Here is a 16,981-nt window from a genome sequence, read left to right on the forward strand (position 1 = left end):
GACGGGCTTTAGAGGCCAGGATTGGCGAGGGTTTGCGGCATTTCCCCCTCGCCCGAATAGCAGACTGGATCAGGTGCGGATTGGTCGCTGAGCAAGACGTGGCAAATTACCCCGCAAGCCCATCGCATCCATCACGATATGGTTTTTCACCGGGCCAACCTTATCCAACAGGTTCATGCCCATGTTGCGCATCAGGCGCAGGGCTGGCTGCTCGCTGTTGAACAGGCGCTTAAAGCCCTCCATTGCCGCCGACATCTGCAGGTTGTCGCTCTGACGGGCACGCTGGAAACGACGCAACACGGTTTCGCTGCCATAGGCTTCACCACGCTCAGCGGCATCCAGCAGCACTTCGGCCAACGCGGCTGCATCCAGCAGCCCCAGGTTTACTCCCTGCCCGGCCAGCGGATGGATGGTATGCGCCGCATCACCGATGGCGGCAAAGCCGTCGCGCACGTAGTACTTGGCATGACGCTGCCGGAGCGGGAACACATGACGGCTATCCACCCACTCCACCGCGCCCAGGCGGTGTTCGAAGGTGCGCGCCAGCTCGCCACAAAAGGCCTCGTCATCCAGCTCCATCAGTGCTTTGGCGTGATCCGGCGAGGTGGACCAGACAATGGAACTGGTGTGGTCATCGTCATCGGCGTGCAGTGGCAGGATCGCCAGCGGGCCATCCTCGGTGAAACGCTGCCACGCCGTAGCTTCATGGGAGTTTTCAGTGCGGATGGTGGTGACGATGGCATGGTGGCCGTAGTCCCACTCCATCATCGGAATCGCCGCCATCTGCCGGGTGCGGGACAATGCACCGTCCGCCGCAACCACCAGTGGGGCCTGCACTTTACGGCCGTCGCTTAGCTCCAGCGTACGTTGACCACCTGCCGCCATATCCGGCTCGGACAGCTGCTTCACCGCCACACCGGACTGGAAGTGCAGGTTGTCACACTCAACCATCGCTTCGTACAGCGCCGCCAGGGTGACGCGGTTCTCAACAATGTGGCCCAAACAAGGTTCGTGCAGTTCGTTGGCGGAGAAATGGATATGACCGGTACCTTCACCGTCCCATACGTCCATATGGGTGTAAGGGCAGACGCGGTAGTCCTGCATTTTGGACCAGGCCCCGACCGAGGCAAGGATCTGCTGTGATGCGCAGGTCAGCGCGCTGACACGCGGGTCGTATCCCTGCGCCTGCTGCATGCGTACCACGTCCGGATACCCGGCAGGATCGCCGTCACGCTGCTCCAGCAACCAGATATTAAGCCCTGAGGGTGCGAGGGCCGTGGCAAGTGTCACACCGACCATCCCTGCGCCTACAATGACGATATCCACCTGTTCTGCTGCGCTCATCACTTACTCTTCACTCAATATTCGGTTTATTCGTTTACTTCAGATCCGGCGCGGGTATATCCAGCCCCATCGCACCACGGGCAAATACGGTTTTCGCCGGTGGACACACATCCAGCATCTGCAGCCCCAGGTCGCGACCAAAGGCGAACAGCGGATTGTTGTTGGAGAACAACTTCATCACCCGGTCACTGAGACCGATAGTACGCTGCTGGTCATAGCGCTGCTGCTCATAAAACGTCTGCAGCACACCCAGATCACCCACCGAGATACCCTGTTTACGGGCGCTGATGATCTGATCGGCCAGCGCCACTACACCACGTAGCGCCAGGTTGTAGCCCTGTCCGGCAATTGGATGCAATGCGTGCGCCGCGTTGCCCAGCACCGCCAGGCCGGCACGTACCTGCTCATCGGCAATCGACAGTTTCAGCGGATAGGCATGACGCTCACCCACGTGCACAAAACAGCCGGCACGATAGCCAAAGCGCTCGTGCACCCGCTCGATAAATTCAGCATCGTCCAGCCCCAGGATCTCGTCCGCCATCTCATCCGGCACAGTCCAGACCAGACCACAGCGGTGTCGACCACCCTCATCTTCCAACGGCAACAGCGCCATGGGACCGGAGTCGGTAAAACGCTCGTAGGCGATCCCTTCGTGGGGGCGGTCCGGGCTGATATTGGCGATCACCGCGTGCTGACCGTAGGCCTCCTGTGTATAACCGATCCCCATGCGCTCGCGCAGCTCGGAGCGGCCACCGTCGGCCATCACCACCAGCTCCGCGGTCAGGTCGTGTACCTGCTCATCAAGCTTGACGCTCAGCCCCATCTGTTCAGCGCCCGGCACAATATCGGTCACTTCTGCCGGACAGATAAAGTCGACTCGACCGGCATCCGGTTGCTGCAGGCGGTCCAACAGGACACGGCCCAGCCAGTGGTTCTCCACCACATACCCCAGCGCAGCCACATGCTCATCTTCGGCATGCAGACGGGTGGCACCGAAACGGCCCCGGTCAGAGACGTGGATATGTTCGATCGGGCTCAGGTGCTGGCGCAACGTATCCCAGATACCCATCAGTTCGTAGATGGTGCGGGCACCGTAGGCCAGCGCGGTCGCGCGGGAGTCGTAACTTGGCTGGTAAACCAGATCGTTTGCTTCCGGCAGGGGGAAGGCTTCGATCACGGCGATATTCAGATCCAGCTTTTCACTGGCGGGCAGCAGTGCACAGGCCAGGCTCGCGCCGACCATACCGCCACCTACAATCACAATGTCGTAATGCTGTTTCATCTTTAAACCGGCTCAACCCGCCATCAACGCTTCGATCTCATCGACCCGCTTCGGTACAGACGCGGTCAGGACTTCATGCCCCGCCTCTGTCACCAGCACGTCGTCCTCGATGCGGATGCCGATACCACGCCAGCGCTCCTCAACCTTGTCATTAAACGGAGAGACATAGATGCCCGGCTCCACAGTCATCACCATGCCCGGTTCCAGCAGACGCCATTTGCCGTCCACCTTGTAGTCACCCACATCATGCACATCCATGCCCAACCAGTGGCCAACCCGGTGCATATAGAATTCGCGGTAGGCGCCGTTCTCAACCAGCTCTTCCACATCCCCTTTCAGCAGGCCCAGCTCCACCAGGCCACGGGTGATGATCTCTACCGACAGGTCATGCACCTCGTTCCACGGGGTACCCGGCTTAACCAGCTCGATACAGGCTTCCTGGGTATCCAACACCAGCTGGTACAGGGCTTTCTGCTCCTCGCTGAATTTACCGTTCACCGGGAAGGTACGGGTGATATCACCGGCGTAATAATCCAGCTCGCAACCGGCGTCGATCAGCACCAGGTCGCCGTCGTTCAGCACCTCGGCATTTTCGGTGTAGTGCAGCACGCAGGCGTTGTCGCCGCCACCTACAATGGAGGGATACGCGGCCTGGCGGCAGCGATTCACCGCAAAGTGATGGGTGATCTCCGCTTCCAGTTGGTATTCAGTCATGCCCGGCTTGCACACCTGCATCGCCCGTACGTGGCCCTGCGCGGAGATCTCACCGGCCTGACGCATCAGTTCGGCTTCGTCTTCAGACTTGAACAGACGCATCTCGTGCAGCAGATGATCCAGCATCACCATCTCGGTAGGTGGTACCGCACCCTGACGGGCATGAGCACGGATTGCGTTCAGCCAGCCACGCACCTGCGCATCCAGACTCTCGTCACATCCGATGGCGTAATAGATACGCTCGCAACCATCCAGCAGGGAGGGCATCTCGTTATCGATCAAACCGTTGGGATGTGCCTGGTCAGCGCAGTACTCACTCTTCAGCCCTTCGGGACCGGCTCGGTAACCGTGCCAGATCTCCATCTCGGGATCGCGATCCTGGCAGAAAACCACATACTCGCCCTCTTCCCGGCCCGGGATCAGCACCATCACCGCATCCGGCTCATCAAAACCGGTCAGGTAGTAGAAATCACTGTCCTGACGGAAGGCATAATCCACATCGCGGTTACGCGGCGCCAGTTGTGCGGACGGAATGATCGCAATGCTGTGCGGCTTCATCTGCGCCATCAGGCGCTGACGTCGTTCGGCAAAGACGGACTGAGCGAGCAGGCTTTTCATAATCAGTGCACTGTAGTCTGGGGGCTGTTGTTATCGGCGGGTGGTTCTGCCTTGTTGCACTCGGCAAACAGCATCAACACCACCATACGAACATACTCTTCCACTTCCATCAGGTCGTTTTCGCTGCCGTCATCCTCTTCCACGCCCGCGACAACCTGGGCGATCTGGTTGAGATCGGCCAGTGCTTCTTTCGCTTCGCGGGACAGCGTTTTGTCGGTGTGCTTACCGTACAGGCCAAAGCCGCTCAGGAATCCCTGACACCACTGCCCCAGCGATTCGGCACGCTGCGCCAGGCTCTGATCCTCATCTGCCACACAGAGTTCGAAGATCAGCTCCGGTGCTTCCAGCATCGCCAGCGACTGCTGATACAGATCCAGCAGCAGAACCTTACTGTTTTCATGTTTGAGCGCTTCGATATCCATCAGGTCGCACGCGCCCTGCAGCAGGACCGCTGGCTCCAGACGTGCACCCGCGGCCAGGTGGCCGCTGAATAGGCCGTGCAGTTCGGACGGAGATACAACGTGTACGCCTTCGGCGACCATCAGATTAGCGATCAGATCAAAATCCGGCAGTTCCGGCTGAGCATGAGTTTCAGATGACATGAATATTGGACTTAAAAACCAGGATTGAAGTGGCCCCACGACACGGGGGATTAACGATTCTGTGCTAATCCTAGCACTTCGGTAACTGCGAACAAGTCCGAAGCGCCTCTGAATAGCCCTAAGGACGGGCGCAAAAACAGCTTTCTACTTTGTCAGACAGTTTGGAAAGGACTCGTTATTCCACTGCACGGCCTTTCTTTGGCGCATCAGTGTGTCCTCTGGGTATAAGCTGTTTTATCGACCGCAGAGAAAGTCTCGGACTTATTTGCAGGTTCCCTTACCCCCCGGAGCCACGGACCGGCATTGACCCTCCGGCGGGGGGTCTTTATAGTCCGTCAGATTGGGCCGCATAAAAGGCCCGGGCAGTCCGGGAAATACGATGAGCGCACAGCATTTAACTATACTGGAACAGAAAATTGATCAGCTTCTCGCCTATTGCGAGCGTCTGGAGCAGGATAATCAGCGCTTGCGCCAGCAGGAACAGGAGCTGAAGCAGGAGCGTATGCAGCTGATCCAGCTGAACGACCAGACACGCCAGAAAGTTGAAGCGATGATTCAGCGCCTTAAAGCATTGGAGCAAAGTGCATGAGCCAGGAACCTCAAACGGTATCGATCCGACTGCTGGAAAAAGAGTTTACCGTCAACTGCCCGCCGGAAGCCCGCGCTGAGCTGGAAGCCGCCGCCCGTTATCTGGATGAGAAGATGGCGGATATTCGTCGCACCGGCAAACTGATCGGCCTGGAGCGGATTGCAGTAATGGCTGCGCTGAACATCAGCCACGAGCTGATCAAAGAGCGTCGTGAACAGTCCGGCGATCTGAATGCGGATGTGCAGCAATTGTGCCTGAAGATCGACAACGCTCTGGGCAGTGCTAAACGCCGCGAACCGGAAGAGACTGATTGAAAAGATTTCAATTGCACAAAAAATCGCCTAATTACAATCAGTTAGAGGCGATGCCTAGCACAACAAAGTTTTATTTCAAGACCTGACTTACAAATCCAGACGAGTATAATGAGACTAACTCCCTGAGGTGTTCGACAGTTGGTAACGTCCCTCGAGCCGATAAGCACACCTCCGGAGGCTTAACGTAAGCATTGATGTGCATGTCCGATTTGCGGAAAGCCTAATATGTTTCTTAAGCCGCCACCTTGAACCTTCGGGTTCAGGGCCAGTACCGCACCGGCACCCCGGGGAGCCCTCTCACCACACCCTATGAATCCACGTCAGCAACTCCGCCAGGAGATCCGCCGCAAACGGCGCGCACTTACCAAACCGCAGCAAATCAAAGCCGCCAAGCGACTGCATGCGCAGATCTGTCGTCGCCCGGAATTTATCCGTGCCCGCCATATTGCACTCTACCTACCCAATGATGGCGAGATCGATCCACGTCCACTGCTGGAAAGCTGCTGGAAGATGGGGAAAAAAACCTACCTGCCGGTACTGCACCCGATCCTGCACAACCGCCTCTGGTTTGTGCCGTTCGACCGCTCCACCAAGCTGGTGCGCAACATCTACAACATCGAAGAGCCGCCGCTGCTGAAATCACCACGTCGTCCGCCTTGGGCGCTGGACATGGTACTGCTGCCGCTGGTTGCCTTTGACGCGGATGGTAATCGCATGGGGATGGGGGGTGGTTATTATGACCGGACCTTCAGTTTCAAAAGCCGGAGACAGAACATCCAGGGCCCGAAACTGGTCGGCCTGGCGCATGAGCTGCAGCGCGTGGAGCGCTTACCGGTGGAAAGCTGGGACATTCCACTGGCGGGGATTATCACTGACGAAGACTGTTACATGGGGGAGTGATACCCGGTAACAGGTTGCTGGTGAGGCCGGTCTTAGTTACCGGCCACTGTGCCAACAATCGACGGCATATCAACTGCGTGGGAGATGCCGGTCATCAGGGTTCCTACAACAAAAAACAAAACCAGTACTGCTACTAAATCTGGGCCTTTCTTCATCGTTCTCTACTTTCCAGTAATGCAGTCAAACAAAGGTTTTAATCGGGAGTTTTGGATAGCTGGCAGCATTGTGCCAACATAACCGAAACATTCAACCCCTTTTCCCTTCCTATTCAAGAATTTTATCGACCAGATTCAGATAAAGTTTAACAACTGCTTCGATCATGCCATCAAGTCGATGGCTATGTGACAGCACTATCCTGAAAAGTTCAACGCAATTTGCAGCGCAATCGGCAAAGTGATGACAGATATCAACGTCTGCCCGGTAATCATGGCCGCCATCGCAGCATGATCCCCACCTAGTTGGCGGGCCAGAATATAGGCAGATGTTGCCGTTGGCAGAGCCGCAAACAGTACAAACACCTGCATCAGCAACGGCTCGAATCCCAACAGCAGCGCAATCCCCCAGCCAACGAGGGGCATCAGCACCAATTTGATCCCGGCCGAGGTCAGCATGGCCAAACGACTGTCCAGCAACACCTTAAAACTCAGGCCAGCGCCAACCGCCAGCAATCCCAACGGCAGTGCCGTACGACTGAGCAGCTCAGTCACCGACGCCACCGGCGGGGGCAGTCCGATGCCCGACAGGTTCAACAGCAAGCCCAACAAACAGGCGATGATCAGTGGATTCACCAGCAGATTCTTCATAAGCCTGCCGGGTTGGAAGCGCCCACCGGTATGCAGTGAGAACACCAGCACACAGGTAACATTCAGAGTGGGGATAAGCAACGCAATAATCACCGCGGCATAGGCCATCGCCTGATCTCCCAGCAGTGCGGCCGTGGCCGCCAAGCCCAGATAGGTGTTAAAGCGCACCCCACCCTGATACAGGGAGGTAAACTCAGGCCCGGATAGCTTTAGCCGGGGGCGGACGAGGTAACAGAGCACACTGCCTACTGCCACCAGCAACAAAACCGCCAATAGCACCCACTCCAGCTGCACCCCACGCATATCTGCCTGCGCCAACCGGTCCACCAGCAATACAGGGAACAACACGAAGTAGACCAACCGCTCCAATAATGGCCAGAATGCCGCGCCAGGAAAATCCGCGCGACGGGCCAGATAACCCAGCATGATCAGCGCAAACACCGGCCAGAGGGCCTGAATGATCTCAACCAAATCCTTCTCCTTGTTTTTTCAGTGCCTGTGCAGGTGGACAGACCGGCAAATGCGTCCGTATGACTGCATATCATCAGCCCGGCGGATCTGAAAAAAGATTCTCATCAGAAATTTTCTAAGGGCACTTCTGTTGCGGCGCGGGAGTGTTATAGTGCTAGGGAACCTGCGAAAAAGTCCTGTTAGTGCTCTGCAAGACCTGCAAGCTGCAGATGCAAGGCGCTGTTCGCAGTGAATGGCCGTAGCCCTTGGCAAGAACAGCAACACCGCAGATGCAGTTTGCAGGTCTTGCCCTGCGGGGCGTTCGGGATGATCCACACTCGGTGTCATGGCTGCTTCCAATATCCAGATATTGTTGCGCAGCCCTTCCTTGATTGTGAACCATCCCGAACGCCAGAGTGCCTACACGACTTATTCGAAGGTTCCGAAAACAATTACCAAAAAGGCCCGTGGGGACAACGGCCGACATAACACAGGAGCACACTCATGATGACATCATTGGTACTTACCGTCATCGGTCCGGACAAACCAGGTTTGGTTGAACTGCTAGCACAAACCATTGCCGATCATCAGGGCAACTGGCTCGAGTCCGGCATGTCCCGTCTGGCTGGCAAATTTGCCGGCATCCTGATCACTGAAGTCCCTGCCGAGCAGGCAGAAGCCCTCACCGCAGCACTGGACAAGCTGGAAGCACAATGCGGTCTGAAAGTGGTTGTTGAGCGTTCTGCCGACGCCGCACAGGAAGCAGGTCAGAGCTTTACCCTGGAGCTGGTTGGTCACGACAAGCCTGGCATCGTTCGCGAAATTTCCCAGGCTCTGGCTAAGCGCCAGATCAATGTTGAGCGCCTCAGCACCGAGCTGGTTTCCGGCTCCATGTCTGCCGAGTTGCTGTTCAAAGCCAGCGCTGACCTGTCTGCATCTGCCGACGCCGATCTGGACGATCTGCAGGACGCACTGGAAGGCATCGCCAGCGACCTGATGGTGGATATCACCCTCAACAACTGATTCTGCAGTCAGTTAATAGAAAAGCCGCATGGGTTACCCGATGCGGCTTTTTTGTGTCTGCTGTTTTGATTCAGCTTGGTGATTACGCCGGCTGCTCCACTAGGTTCTGCTCACGTTTTTCCAGCTGATACAGCACTCCGATCAACACCGTGCCAAAGGCGATAAAGCCCCCGGCCAGGAACAACCCCAGATCGTAGTTGCCATTCTCCCGCGCCAACATGCCGGTCAGTGCCGGAGCGACAATCTGCGCCACACCATATGCCAGGGTCATCTTGCCCATCAGCTTGGCTGGTTTGGTCGGGTAGAAACGCCCCGCCATGGTCAACACCAGGCTGACGCAACCAATAAAGGTCCCACCGTAGAACAGTGCACTAAGCAGCGCCCCAGCCACCGTATCGGTCAGCGCGGGCAGCACAATGCCGATCACCTGGATACCGTACGCCAGCATCAGTGCCCGCAGGTAACCCAGCGCACGGGCGATCCGGTCCCAGATAATCGCTGCGGGCATCACCGCCAGGCCAATCAGCATGAACACCCACTGCCCCAGCCCTTTGAGTGGCTCCTGCCCCTCCACGATATCCACGATAAAGGTGGCGCTGATCACGTAACCGTAGCCGGCACAGAAATAAGCGATCAGCATGATCGACATAAACAAGCGGCTTGGCGGACGGTCCACCAGTTGATCGCCCCCCACCGTCACCGGGCGGGTATCCGGCTGCGGCATCCACAACCAGGCAGGAATGCTCAACACCAGCGCAAACAGGGCAAACCAGAGCCATTGCAGATTCCAGCTCTGCGCCAGATGCACCAGCACCTCCACCACCGCTGCGGCGAAGATAATGCCTAGCCCTGCCCCGGCAAAGTGGATACCCAGCTCACCCCGGTAGTGGTGACGGATCAGCCAGTTGAGGATCAGACCGGAGGCGATCAACATCCCCCCTGAGCTGCTGATTCCGGAGATAAAACGCAGGATCGCCCAGAGCATCATGTTGTCGGTGTAGGCCATGGCAAACGTGGTCACCACTGCCAATACCAGATAGAGGCGGTACAGGCGGTCCTTGGTCCGCAAACTGCTCACCGAGGCCGCCAGCAGCGCCCCGGCCATGTAGCCCATATAGTTAAACGCGGCCAGCCAGCCCCCGGCGGCATCATCCAGCCAGGTTTCCGCCTGCATAATCGGCAGCAAAGAGGTGTAAGAGAAACGGGCAATACCGATGGTGACGATCATGCATAGCACACCCGCCGCCAGCACTTTGTAGCGATCCATTGCCTGAGACATGATTGGGCTCTCGTCTGTAATTCAGGTGCTGTCCAGACTAGAACGGCCAACACCTCACAACAAACGAATTATAAAGAAGCAAACATTCTCAAAATCAGAATCGTTGCCAGAACTGCAGGCTTCGAGCCTGGCAGTCGGAGAAACAGTCGGGGGTTATTCCGCCGTGGTGAGTTGGGTAAACGCCTCAGCCAGACGTTCACGCACCAGCACGGTCAGCTCGCCCGGTGCCATATCCGCCGCACGCTCACCCATGCGCTGCTGCACACTGGTGGACACCAGCGGATCAAACACCCGATCACTGCCTGCCAGTTGGTAGAAACGGTTCACCACGTCGGTACCAGCAATCGGATCGCTCTCCACCATCAGCATCGACTGCGCCAATACCGCCGAGCGCTGCACACCATCCTCGGATTTCTTCGCGCCGATAATCCGCTGTGCCGTGCCGGTAATCTTCAGACCGTCCACCACCAGGTTGTACTTGCCGTCACAGTAGGAGCCTTTTACCTCTCCGTAACCGGATTCCAGTCCCAGCGATGTTAGCGCCATCTGCAGTGGTTCGCACAGTGCTTCGTAGACCGTATCCATACTGAACTGGAACAACTTGTCTTGCAGGAACATCAGGCTGAAATGCACAATTCCCGCTTCGTGTGGCACAGCGGTACCGCCGCTCTCCCGTACCAGCACTGGCCAGCCCTCTGCACCCAGCTGATCCTGCGCATCCTTGAAGGTGGGGAAACGGGTCTCGCGGCGGGTCACCACCAGACTATGCGGGTTCTCCCAGATACGGGCCGTGGCGCCACGCTTGCCTGCCGCCACCTCTTTCAGCAACGCCGTATCCCGCTGCAAACCGACCAACGGATCATCCGAGATCGGTTCGTTGATCAGGCGCCAGCGAGGGTATGCGTCAAAGATCGCGAGGTGTTCGGCCATAACAGGAAGACTCCGGCAAAAACGGGCAATAACAGGTAGAAGCCCTAAGGCTAGCAGATGAAGAAAGGAGAAAGTACCGCTGACAGGTAGGGACAAACAAAAACGGGGTGACCGATGGCCACCCCGTTGCAGTCAGTAAGATGCGGTGATTACGCCTGGCGTTCAGCCAGCTTCTTCTCGCCACGTACTACAGCAGCACGCACCTGATCCGGCGCGGTACCACCGATGTGGTTACGTGCGGCTACGGAACCTTCCAGGGTCAGTACGTCGAATACATCCGTGGTGATTACGTCGGAGAACTGTGCCAGCTCGTCCAGGGTCATCTCACCCAGGTCTTTACCCTCTTCGATACCGTAGGCTACGGATTTACCCACGATCTCGTGTGCATCACGGAACGGCACACCCTTGCGCACCAGGTAGTCGGCCAGGTCGGTCGCAGTGGAGAAACCACGCAGTGCAGCTTCGCGCATGTTCTCTTTCTTGGACTCCAGCGCCGGCACCATGTCGGCAAACGCACGCAGACAACCTTTAACGGTGTCGATCGCGTCGAACAGCGGCTCTTTGTCTTCCTGGTTGTCCTTGTTGTACGCCAGCGGCTGAGACTTCATCAGGGTCAGCAGGCTCATCAGGTGACCGTAAACACGGCCGGACTTACCACGTACCAGCTCCGGCACGTCCGGGTTTTTCTTCTGCGGCATGATGGAGGAACCGGTGCAGAAGCGGTCTGGCAGGTTGATGAAGTCGAACTGGGCGGAGGTCCACAGTACCAGCTCTTCAGACATACGAGTCAGGTGCATCAGCAGGATGCTGGACGCGGCACAGAATTCGATCGCGAAGTCACGGTCGGATACGGCATCCAGGGAGTTTTCCGCCGGTGCGCTGAACTCCAGCAGCTCGCAGGTCATATCACGTTCGATCGGGTAGGTCGTACCCGCCAGTGCTGCAGCACCCAGTGGCATGATGTTGGCACGCTCACGGCAATCTTCGAAACGGCCGTAGTCACGGCTCAGCATCTCGAACCATGCCATCAGGTGGTGACCAAAGGTAACCGGCTGTGCAGTCTGCAGATGGGTGAAGCCCGGCATGATGGTGTCGGCTTCGCGGTTGGCGATACCCAGCAGGCCCTGCTGCAGGCGGGTCATTTCTGACAGGATCAGGTCGATCTCGTCACGCAGGTAGAGACGAATGTCGGTCGCGACCTGGTCGTTACGGGAACGGCCGGTATGCAGTTTCTTACCGGTGATACCGATCTTCTTGGTCAGCGCCGCTTCGATGTTCATGTGCACGTCTTCCAGTGCCACGGACCATTCGAACTCACCGCGTTCGATCTCGATGCGGATCTCGCCCAGACCACGGATGATATCGTCGCGCTCTTCCTCGGTCAGGACTCCGGCTTTCGTCAGCATCTTCGCATGGGCGATGGAACCGCGGATATCCTGCAGATACATACGCTGGTCGAACTCTACGGACGCGGTAAAACGGGCAACAAAAGCATCGGTTGGCTCGTTAAAACGACCACCCCACTGCTGGTTAGTTTTCTCACTCATGCGGTAAACCTCAAATCTTGCAGCCTTGCTCCAGCTCAGAGCGGCTGCCGACTAAAAAATTTGCCGCACATTATATCATGCTTAGCCCTCATCGCCCCTCTCTCTATCTGTTACAATCGGGCCAACAGAAAGTTTTCCACAACCCGTCTGTGGGTTTAACAGGATCTGAAGATGAGCAAAACCCTCCGAATCGCCACCCGAAAAAGTCTGCTGGCTCTCTGGCAGGCGGAATACGTCAAAGCGGAACTTGAGAAACACCACCCGGACCTGACTGTAGAGCTGGTGCCGATGGTATCGCGCGGCGACAAGATCCTGGATACCCCACTGGCGAAAGTGGGCGGTAAAGGCCTGTTTGTAAAAGAGCTGGAAACTGCCCTGCTGGAAGACCGTGCCGACATAGCCGTGCACTCGATGAAAGACGTACCGATGGAGTTCCCGGCGGGTCTGGGCCTCAGCGTGATCTGTCCGCGTGAGCGTCCAACCGACGCCTTTGTCTCCAACACCTACAAACACCTGGACGACCTGCCAGCCGGTGCAGTCGTGGGCACCTCCTCCCTACGTCGTGAAGCACAGCTGCGCGAGCGCCGCCCGGACCTGGAGATCAAGTGGCTGCGTGGTAACGTGCAGACCCGTCTGGGCAAACTGGACGCCGGTGACTATGACGCCATCATTCTGGCTACCGCCGGTCTGCTGCGTTTGGAACTGGCCGATCGCATCGCCCACGAAATCACCCCGGAAGACAGCCTACCAGCAGGCGGGCAGGGTGCGGTGGGTATCGAGTGCCGTATAGACGACGCCGAAACCATCGAACTGCTGCAGCCGCTGCACCACCAGGAAACCGCTTGGCGTGTACTGGCCGAGCGAGCCATGAACCGTCGTCTGGAGGGAGGCTGCCAGGTACCAATCGGCTGCTACGCAGTGCTGAACGATGACAACTCCGAACTTTTCCTGCGTGGCCTGGTTGCCCGTCCGGACGGCAGCAAGGTGCTGCGTGACGAGATCACCGGTTCTCCTGAGAATTGCGAAGCACTGGGTATTGAACTGGCTGAACGCCTGCTGGAAGCCGGTGCAGAAGAAATACTGAAAGCAGTCTACAGCGACAACAATGACTGACACGCTCCACCCAACTACACTGCAGGGCAAACGGGTGCTGGTCACCCGCCCTGCTCACCAGGCAGCTAAGCAGATCAACGGGCTGAGCGCGCTCGGCGCCACACCCGTTGCCCTGCCGCTGCTTGAGATCCGCCCCTTCTCCTCCCCCGCCGTCGAATTTCATCATGCCAAAGGTCGCATTCTCGATCTCGATCTTTATCAGCACGTGATATTTATCAGCGCCAACGCTGCCCGTTTTGGTGCAGAATTGATCGACGACTACTGGCCCCAACTACCTATCAAGGTCAACTGGCTGGCCATCGGCAGGAAAACGGCGGCAGTATTGGCGGACTATGGTATAGATGCCGAAAGCAACCCGTTGGGTTACGATTCGGAAGCCCTGTTGGAATCTCCGGCCCTGCAACAGGTCAGAGACCAACGCGTGCTGATCGTGCGCGGCCAGGGCGGCCGGGAGAAACTGGCCGATACACTGCGCGAGCGTGGCGCCCAGGTCGACTATGCCGACCTGTATCAACGCGTCTGTCCTGTGTACAGTGACAGCGATATAGAGGAAACTTTGCACCAGCAGCGTCCCGATGCGTTGCTGGTCACCAGCGGTGAAGGTTTGGATAACCTGCTACTGCTTGCCCCAGGCAGCCGGCAGCAGTTTGCTCTGACAAACCTGCTCAACTGCCCACTGGTTGTGCCCAGTGAGCGGATTGCGCAGCAAGCCAGACTGGCCGGATTTAAAAGGATTACGACTGCTGCAGGTGCGGACGATCAGGCGATGATCAACGCCCTGCTGCCTGCAACCGATGCGGAAAGCGACAAATGAGCGAAAAAGATAAGAATCAGCAGCAAGATAACACTCCAGACAACGATGTTATTGAAGGTGAACTGGTGAAAGACTCCGATAAAGAGACTGTAGACTCAGCTGAGACCTCTGCTACCGACGCTAAAGAAGTAGATGCCAAGGAAGAGGCCACCCCAGCTGAAGCGGCCAGCGCCGAAGCAGCTGACAGCGAAACAACTGCCGACGCGGTAACTCCGGCAGCCGAGGAAAGTAAAGAGCAGAAGCAGGGTGCAACCTGGCCGGGCAAAGTGGCCCTCGCGCTATCCATTGCCGCACTGGGTGCCTCCGGTTACCTGTACTGGCTGACCCTGCAACAGACTCAGGCCAACCAGCAGCTGCGTAACAGCATGGCACAGGAAGTACAGAACAACCTGAAAGCCAACAGCAACGAAACCAATCGTGCGATTGCCGATCTGGGCCGTCGCCTGGAAGACGTGCGCACTCAGGCCGCTGCCGACAAGATCGGCGTGGAAGAGCTGCACCTGCGCCTGACCCGCAGCATGGAACAGATCAACGCCAAGCAGCAGGACACCAGCACCGAATGGCTGCTGGCTGAAGTTGAATACCTGCTACGTCTGGCGAACCAGCGCGTACTGATGGAGAAAACCTCCGACGGTGCCCTGACCCTGCTGAAATCCGCAGATAAACTGCTGAAAGAGACCGACGACGTCACCATCTACGAGGTGCGTAAAGCGGTTGCAGCGGATATTGCCGCGCTGGAAGCCGTACCGGTTGTAGATACCGAAGGTGTCTTCCTGAAGCTGGGCGCCATGAATGACCAGGTAGACAACCTGCGCCTGATCCCGATCGCCGACAAGCGTGAGCTGCCTGAACTGCTGAAAGAGATCACCCCGGATACTGTCAGCGAAAGCTGGACTGCGGGTATCAAAGAGAACTGGAACAAGGCGCTGGATAAGCTGAGCTCTCTGGTGGTCATTCAGCAGCGTGACGAGAAGATCGAACCTTTGCTGTCACCAAAAGAGACCTTCTACCTGAAACAGAACCTGAACCTGATGCTGGAACAGGCTCAGATGGCACTGCTGCAGCGCGAACAGGGCGCTTACGACAACAGCCTGGCAAAAGCTCAGGAATGGGCAGGCGAATTCTTCGACAAGAAAGACGCCACCACCCAGTCCATCGTACGCGGCCTGGAAGAGCTGAAAGCGGTACAGGTGTCTCCGGAAGTACCGGACATCTCCGGTTCCCTGCGTGAGCTAAAGGCTTACCTGAAGCGCATGGCCAAGCTGAAGGAAGAGGGGGCTAAAGCATGAAGAAGCTCTTTGTTCTGCTACTGGTCCTTCTTGCCGCAGGGGCATGGATCGGCCAACTCATGGTGCAGGATCCAGGCTATGTCCTGATCGCGTTCAACCAGACCACCATCGAAACCAGCCTCTGGGTTATGCTGGTAATCGGCGTGCTGGGGTTCCTGCTGGCGCACTGGCTGCTGAACATCCTGACCAACGCCATGATGCCGGTACAACGCCTGCGTAACTGGCGCGACCGTCGCAACCACAGTGTGTCCCAGCGCAAGACCCTGAAAGGCCTGATGGCCCTGTCCGAAGGTAACTGGGTGAAGGCACAGCGTCAGCTGGGCCAGGCCGCTGAGCGTTCTGAAGTACCGCTGATCAACTACCTGGCTGCAGCCCGTGCTGCACACGAACAGGGTGACGACAAGGCCGCCGACGAGCTGCTGCAGAAAGCCCGTGTGGCGACACCGCAGGCTGAAGTGGCAGTGGGTATCACCCAGGCACAGATCCAACTGGCCCGTGGTCAGCTGGAGCCTTGCCTGGCTAACCTGCTGAAGCTGCGCAAGCTGGCACCAAAAAACACCTATGTGATGCGTCTGCTGAAAGACGTCTACGCCAACCTGCAGGACTGGGATGCGATCGCCAAGCTGCTGCCGGAACTGAAGAAGTCCCAGGCGGTGCGTGATGACAAGCTGGTCGCGCTGGAACGTCAGACTTACATGAACCTGCTGAACCACAGCCTGGAGCAGCTGCCGGTTGAAACCGACAATGCAAGCCGCCACAGCGTGCTGGATCAGGCATGGCAGAAACTGCCACAGAATCTGAGTGGTGAACCGGCCCTGATCCGCCGCTACATCGAGCTGCTGATCTCCATCAACGCTGAGCCGAAAGCTGAGCAGGTGCTGCGCGAGATGATCGCCAAGCAGTGGAACGAAGAGCTGGTGAATCTGTACGGCCGCATCGTCGGTCAGGACCTGAAGAAACAGCTGAAAGTGGCACAGGGCTGGGTTAAGAACCACCCGGACAGCCCGGACCTGCTGCTGACCCTGGGCCGCCTCTCCCTGCGCAACCAGGTGTGGGGCCAGGCGCTGAGCTACTTCGAGCAGAGCTTCGCTATCCAGCCTAGCCAGGAAACCCTGGCCGAGCTGAGCCGCCTGCTGCGTCACTTGGGCGAAGTCGAGAAAGCCCGTGACCTGATGCAGGACAACCTGGCGGTGGTTGTCGACGACCTGCCGGAGCTGCCACAGCCGGAAGCCGAGATGGCAAAAGCCGGTTAAGCTATCGCTAGTAATACTCAAAAGGCCGATGGGGAAACCATCGGCTTCAGACTGCTGACAAAGCTCTGGTATTTTTACCGGAGCTTTGTTTTATTGGTCTGATGTTAAAAGAACAAG

17 protein-coding genes and 1 other RNA gene are annotated in these 16,981 nt (G+C 57.6%); 9 read left to right on the forward strand and 9 right to left on the reverse strand.

The window, feature by feature from the left end; translation table 11 throughout:
• Positions 1 to 69: 69 nt before the first annotated feature.
• Genes ACEQ15_RS11230 through ACEQ15_RS11245 form a run of 4 tightly spaced genes read right to left on the reverse strand, consistent with a single transcriptional unit; the run spans position 70 to position 4,560 of the window.
• Entirely contained in the window at positions 70 to 1,344 is a 1,275-nt protein-coding gene (locus ACEQ15_RS11230) for an FAD-dependent monooxygenase (RefSeq protein ID WP_370279276.1), read from the reverse strand.
• Between the two features lie 34 nt (positions 1,345 to 1,378).
• A complete protein-coding gene (gene ubiH, locus ACEQ15_RS11235) occupies positions 1,379 to 2,626 on the reverse strand; it encodes a 2-octaprenyl-6-methoxyphenyl hydroxylase (protein ID WP_370279277.1) in 1,248 nt (415 codons plus the stop codon).
• A 12-nt stretch (positions 2,627 to 2,638) separates the two neighbouring features.
• Complete coding sequence (gene pepP / locus ACEQ15_RS11240; protein ID WP_370279278.1) at positions 2,639 to 3,958, reverse strand: Xaa-Pro aminopeptidase; 1,320 nt, start codon at positions 3,956 to 3,958, stop codon at positions 2,639 to 2,641.
• Positions 3,959 to 3,960: 2 nt separating this feature from the next.
• Positions 3,961 to 4,560 (reverse strand): UPF0149 family protein, encoded by a 600-nt coding sequence (locus tag ACEQ15_RS11245; RefSeq protein ID WP_370279279.1) that lies wholly within the window; start codon positions 4,558 to 4,560, stop codon positions 3,961 to 3,963.
• A gap of 379 nt (positions 4,561 to 4,939) precedes the next feature.
• Between ACEQ15_RS11245 and ACEQ15_RS11250 the strand changes: the two genes are divergently transcribed.
• From ACEQ15_RS11250 to ACEQ15_RS11265, 4 genes are all read left to right on the forward strand, one after another.
• On the forward strand, positions 4,940 to 5,149 hold the full coding sequence (locus ACEQ15_RS11250; RefSeq protein ID WP_370279280.1) for a TIGR02449 family protein: 210 nt from the start codon (positions 4,940 to 4,942) through the stop codon (positions 5,147 to 5,149).
• Positions 5,146 to 5,463 (forward strand): cell division protein ZapA, encoded by a 318-nt coding sequence (locus ACEQ15_RS11255; protein WP_370279281.1) that lies wholly within the window; start codon positions 5,146 to 5,148, stop codon positions 5,461 to 5,463. The genes ACEQ15_RS11250 and ACEQ15_RS11255 overlap by 4 nt, the downstream gene beginning before the upstream one ends.
• A 116-nt stretch (positions 5,464 to 5,579) precedes the next feature.
• Positions 5,580 to 5,758: non-coding RNA, 6S RNA (gene ssrS / locus ACEQ15_RS11260), on the forward strand.
• A 14-nt stretch (positions 5,759 to 5,772) separates the two neighbouring features.
• Positions 5,773 to 6,363, forward strand: coding sequence for a 5-formyltetrahydrofolate cyclo-ligase (locus ACEQ15_RS11265; RefSeq protein ID WP_370279282.1), 591 nt, complete (start codon positions 5,773 to 5,775; stop codon positions 6,361 to 6,363).
• A gap of 32 nt (positions 6,364 to 6,395) precedes the next feature.
• Here the strand turns inward: ACEQ15_RS11265 and ACEQ15_RS11270 are convergent, their stop codons facing one another.
• Together ACEQ15_RS11270 and ACEQ15_RS11275 are read right to left on the reverse strand one after the other, a co-directional pair.
• Positions 6,396 to 6,518 (reverse strand): hypothetical protein, encoded by a 123-nt coding sequence (locus ACEQ15_RS11270; protein WP_370279283.1) that lies wholly within the window; start codon positions 6,516 to 6,518, stop codon positions 6,396 to 6,398.
• A 195-nt stretch (positions 6,519 to 6,713) separates the two neighbouring features.
• Positions 6,714 to 7,637, reverse strand: coding sequence for an AEC family transporter (locus ACEQ15_RS11275; RefSeq protein ID WP_370279284.1), 924 nt, complete (start codon positions 7,635 to 7,637; stop codon positions 6,714 to 6,716).
• 483 nt (positions 7,638 to 8,120) lie between these two features.
• Here ACEQ15_RS11275 and ACEQ15_RS11280 point away from each other — a divergent pair, with 483 nt between their 5' ends.
• Positions 8,121 to 8,639 carry a glycine cleavage system protein R gene (locus tag ACEQ15_RS11280; RefSeq protein WP_370279285.1) on the forward strand — a complete coding sequence of 173 codons (519 nt, stop codon included), beginning with the start codon at positions 8,121 to 8,123 and terminating at the stop codon, positions 8,637 to 8,639.
• A gap of 82 nt (positions 8,640 to 8,721) precedes the next feature.
• On the opposite strand, the gene ACEQ15_RS11285 is transcribed toward ACEQ15_RS11280, so the two are convergent.
• The 3 genes from ACEQ15_RS11285 to argH form a co-directional block, all read right to left on the reverse strand.
• Entirely contained in the window at positions 8,722 to 9,918 is a 1,197-nt protein-coding gene (locus ACEQ15_RS11285) for a YbfB/YjiJ family MFS transporter (protein WP_370279287.1), read from the reverse strand.
• 153 nt (positions 9,919 to 10,071) lie between these two features.
• Positions 10,072 to 10,848: a biotin/lipoate A/B protein ligase family protein gene (locus ACEQ15_RS11290; protein ID WP_370279288.1), complete on the reverse strand. Its 777-nt coding sequence runs from the start codon at positions 10,846 to 10,848 to the stop codon at positions 10,072 to 10,074.
• A gap of 149 nt (positions 10,849 to 10,997) precedes the next feature.
• Entirely contained in the window at positions 10,998 to 12,395 is a 1,398-nt protein-coding gene (gene argH / locus ACEQ15_RS11295; protein ID WP_370279289.1) for an argininosuccinate lyase, read from the reverse strand.
• A 171-nt stretch (positions 12,396 to 12,566) separates the two neighbouring features.
• Between argH and hemC the strand changes: the two genes are divergently transcribed.
• Genes hemC through ACEQ15_RS11315 form a run of 4 tightly spaced genes read left to right on the forward strand, consistent with a single transcriptional unit; the run spans position 12,567 to position 16,864 of the window.
• Complete coding sequence (gene hemC, locus ACEQ15_RS11300; RefSeq protein ID WP_370279290.1) at positions 12,567 to 13,508, forward strand: hydroxymethylbilane synthase; 942 nt, start codon at positions 12,567 to 12,569, stop codon at positions 13,506 to 13,508.
• The gene (locus ACEQ15_RS11305) at positions 13,501 to 14,322 is read left to right on the forward strand and encodes a uroporphyrinogen-III synthase (RefSeq protein ID WP_370279291.1); all 822 of its coding nucleotides are present in this window, start codon (positions 13,501 to 13,503) and stop codon (positions 14,320 to 14,322) included. Before hemC ends, ACEQ15_RS11305 begins: the two co-directional genes overlap by 8 nt.
• On the forward strand, positions 14,319 to 15,611 hold the full coding sequence (locus ACEQ15_RS11310) for a uroporphyrinogen-III C-methyltransferase (protein ID WP_370279292.1): 1,293 nt from the start codon (positions 14,319 to 14,321) through the stop codon (positions 15,609 to 15,611). The genes ACEQ15_RS11305 and ACEQ15_RS11310 overlap by 4 nt, the downstream gene beginning before the upstream one ends.
• On the forward strand, positions 15,608 to 16,864 hold the full coding sequence (locus ACEQ15_RS11315; RefSeq protein ID WP_370279293.1) for a heme biosynthesis HemY N-terminal domain-containing protein: 1,257 nt from the start codon (positions 15,608 to 15,610) through the stop codon (positions 16,862 to 16,864). The genes ACEQ15_RS11310 and ACEQ15_RS11315 overlap by 4 nt, the downstream gene beginning before the upstream one ends.
• Positions 16,865 to 16,981: the final 117 nt, after the last annotated feature.

This window comes from Pontibacterium sp. (assembly GCF_964228735.1).
Taxonomy (GTDB): Bacteria; Pseudomonadota; Gammaproteobacteria; order Pseudomonadales; family Balneatricaceae; genus Pontibacterium.

What these genes read in the sequence shown, in the direction of transcription:
- ACEQ15_RS11230 (WP_370279276.1), bottom strand. Translation starts at nt 1,344, where the DNA reads ATGAGCGCAGCAGAACAGGTGGATATCGTCATTGTAGGCGCAGGGATG.
- ubiH (WP_370279277.1), bottom strand. Translation starts at nt 2,626, where the DNA reads ATGAAACAGCATTACGACATTGTGATTGTAGGTGGCGGTATGGTCGGC.
- pepP (WP_370279278.1), bottom strand. Translation starts at nt 3,958, where the DNA reads ATGAAAAGCCTGCTCGCTCAGTCCGTCTTTGCCGAACGACGTCAGCGC.
- ACEQ15_RS11245 (WP_370279279.1), bottom strand. Translation starts at nt 4,560, where the DNA reads ATGTCATCTGAAACTCATGCTCAGCCGGAACTGCCGGATTTTGATCTG.
- ACEQ15_RS11250 (WP_370279280.1), top strand. Translation starts at nt 4,940, where the DNA reads ATGAGCGCACAGCATTTAACTATACTGGAACAGAAAATTGATCAGCTT.
- ACEQ15_RS11255 (WP_370279281.1), top strand. Translation starts at nt 5,146, where the DNA reads ATGAGCCAGGAACCTCAAACGGTATCGATCCGACTGCTGGAAAAAGAG.
- ACEQ15_RS11265 (WP_370279282.1), top strand. Translation starts at nt 5,773, where the DNA reads ATGAATCCACGTCAGCAACTCCGCCAGGAGATCCGCCGCAAACGGCGC.
- ACEQ15_RS11270 (WP_370279283.1), bottom strand. Translation starts at nt 6,518, where the DNA reads ATGAAGAAAGGCCCAGATTTAGTAGCAGTACTGGTTTTGTTTTTTGTT.
- ACEQ15_RS11280 (WP_370279285.1), top strand. Translation starts at nt 8,121, where the DNA reads ATGATGACATCATTGGTACTTACCGTCATCGGTCCGGACAAACCAGGT.
- ACEQ15_RS11285 (WP_370279287.1), bottom strand. Translation starts at nt 9,918, where the DNA reads ATGTCTCAGGCAATGGATCGCTACAAAGTGCTGGCGGCGGGTGTGCTA.
- ACEQ15_RS11290 (WP_370279288.1), bottom strand. Translation starts at nt 10,848, where the DNA reads ATGGCCGAACACCTCGCGATCTTTGACGCATACCCTCGCTGGCGCCTG.
- argH (WP_370279289.1), bottom strand. Translation starts at nt 12,395, where the DNA reads ATGAGTGAGAAAACTAACCAGCAGTGGGGTGGTCGTTTTAACGAGCCA.
- hemC (WP_370279290.1), top strand. Translation starts at nt 12,567, where the DNA reads ATGAGCAAAACCCTCCGAATCGCCACCCGAAAAAGTCTGCTGGCTCTC.
- ACEQ15_RS11305 (WP_370279291.1), top strand. Translation starts at nt 13,501, where the DNA reads ATGACTGACACGCTCCACCCAACTACACTGCAGGGCAAACGGGTGCTG.
- ACEQ15_RS11310 (WP_370279292.1), top strand. Translation starts at nt 14,319, where the DNA reads ATGAGCGAAAAAGATAAGAATCAGCAGCAAGATAACACTCCAGACAAC.
- ACEQ15_RS11315 (WP_370279293.1), top strand. Translation starts at nt 15,608, where the DNA reads ATGAAGAAGCTCTTTGTTCTGCTACTGGTCCTTCTTGCCGCAGGGGCA.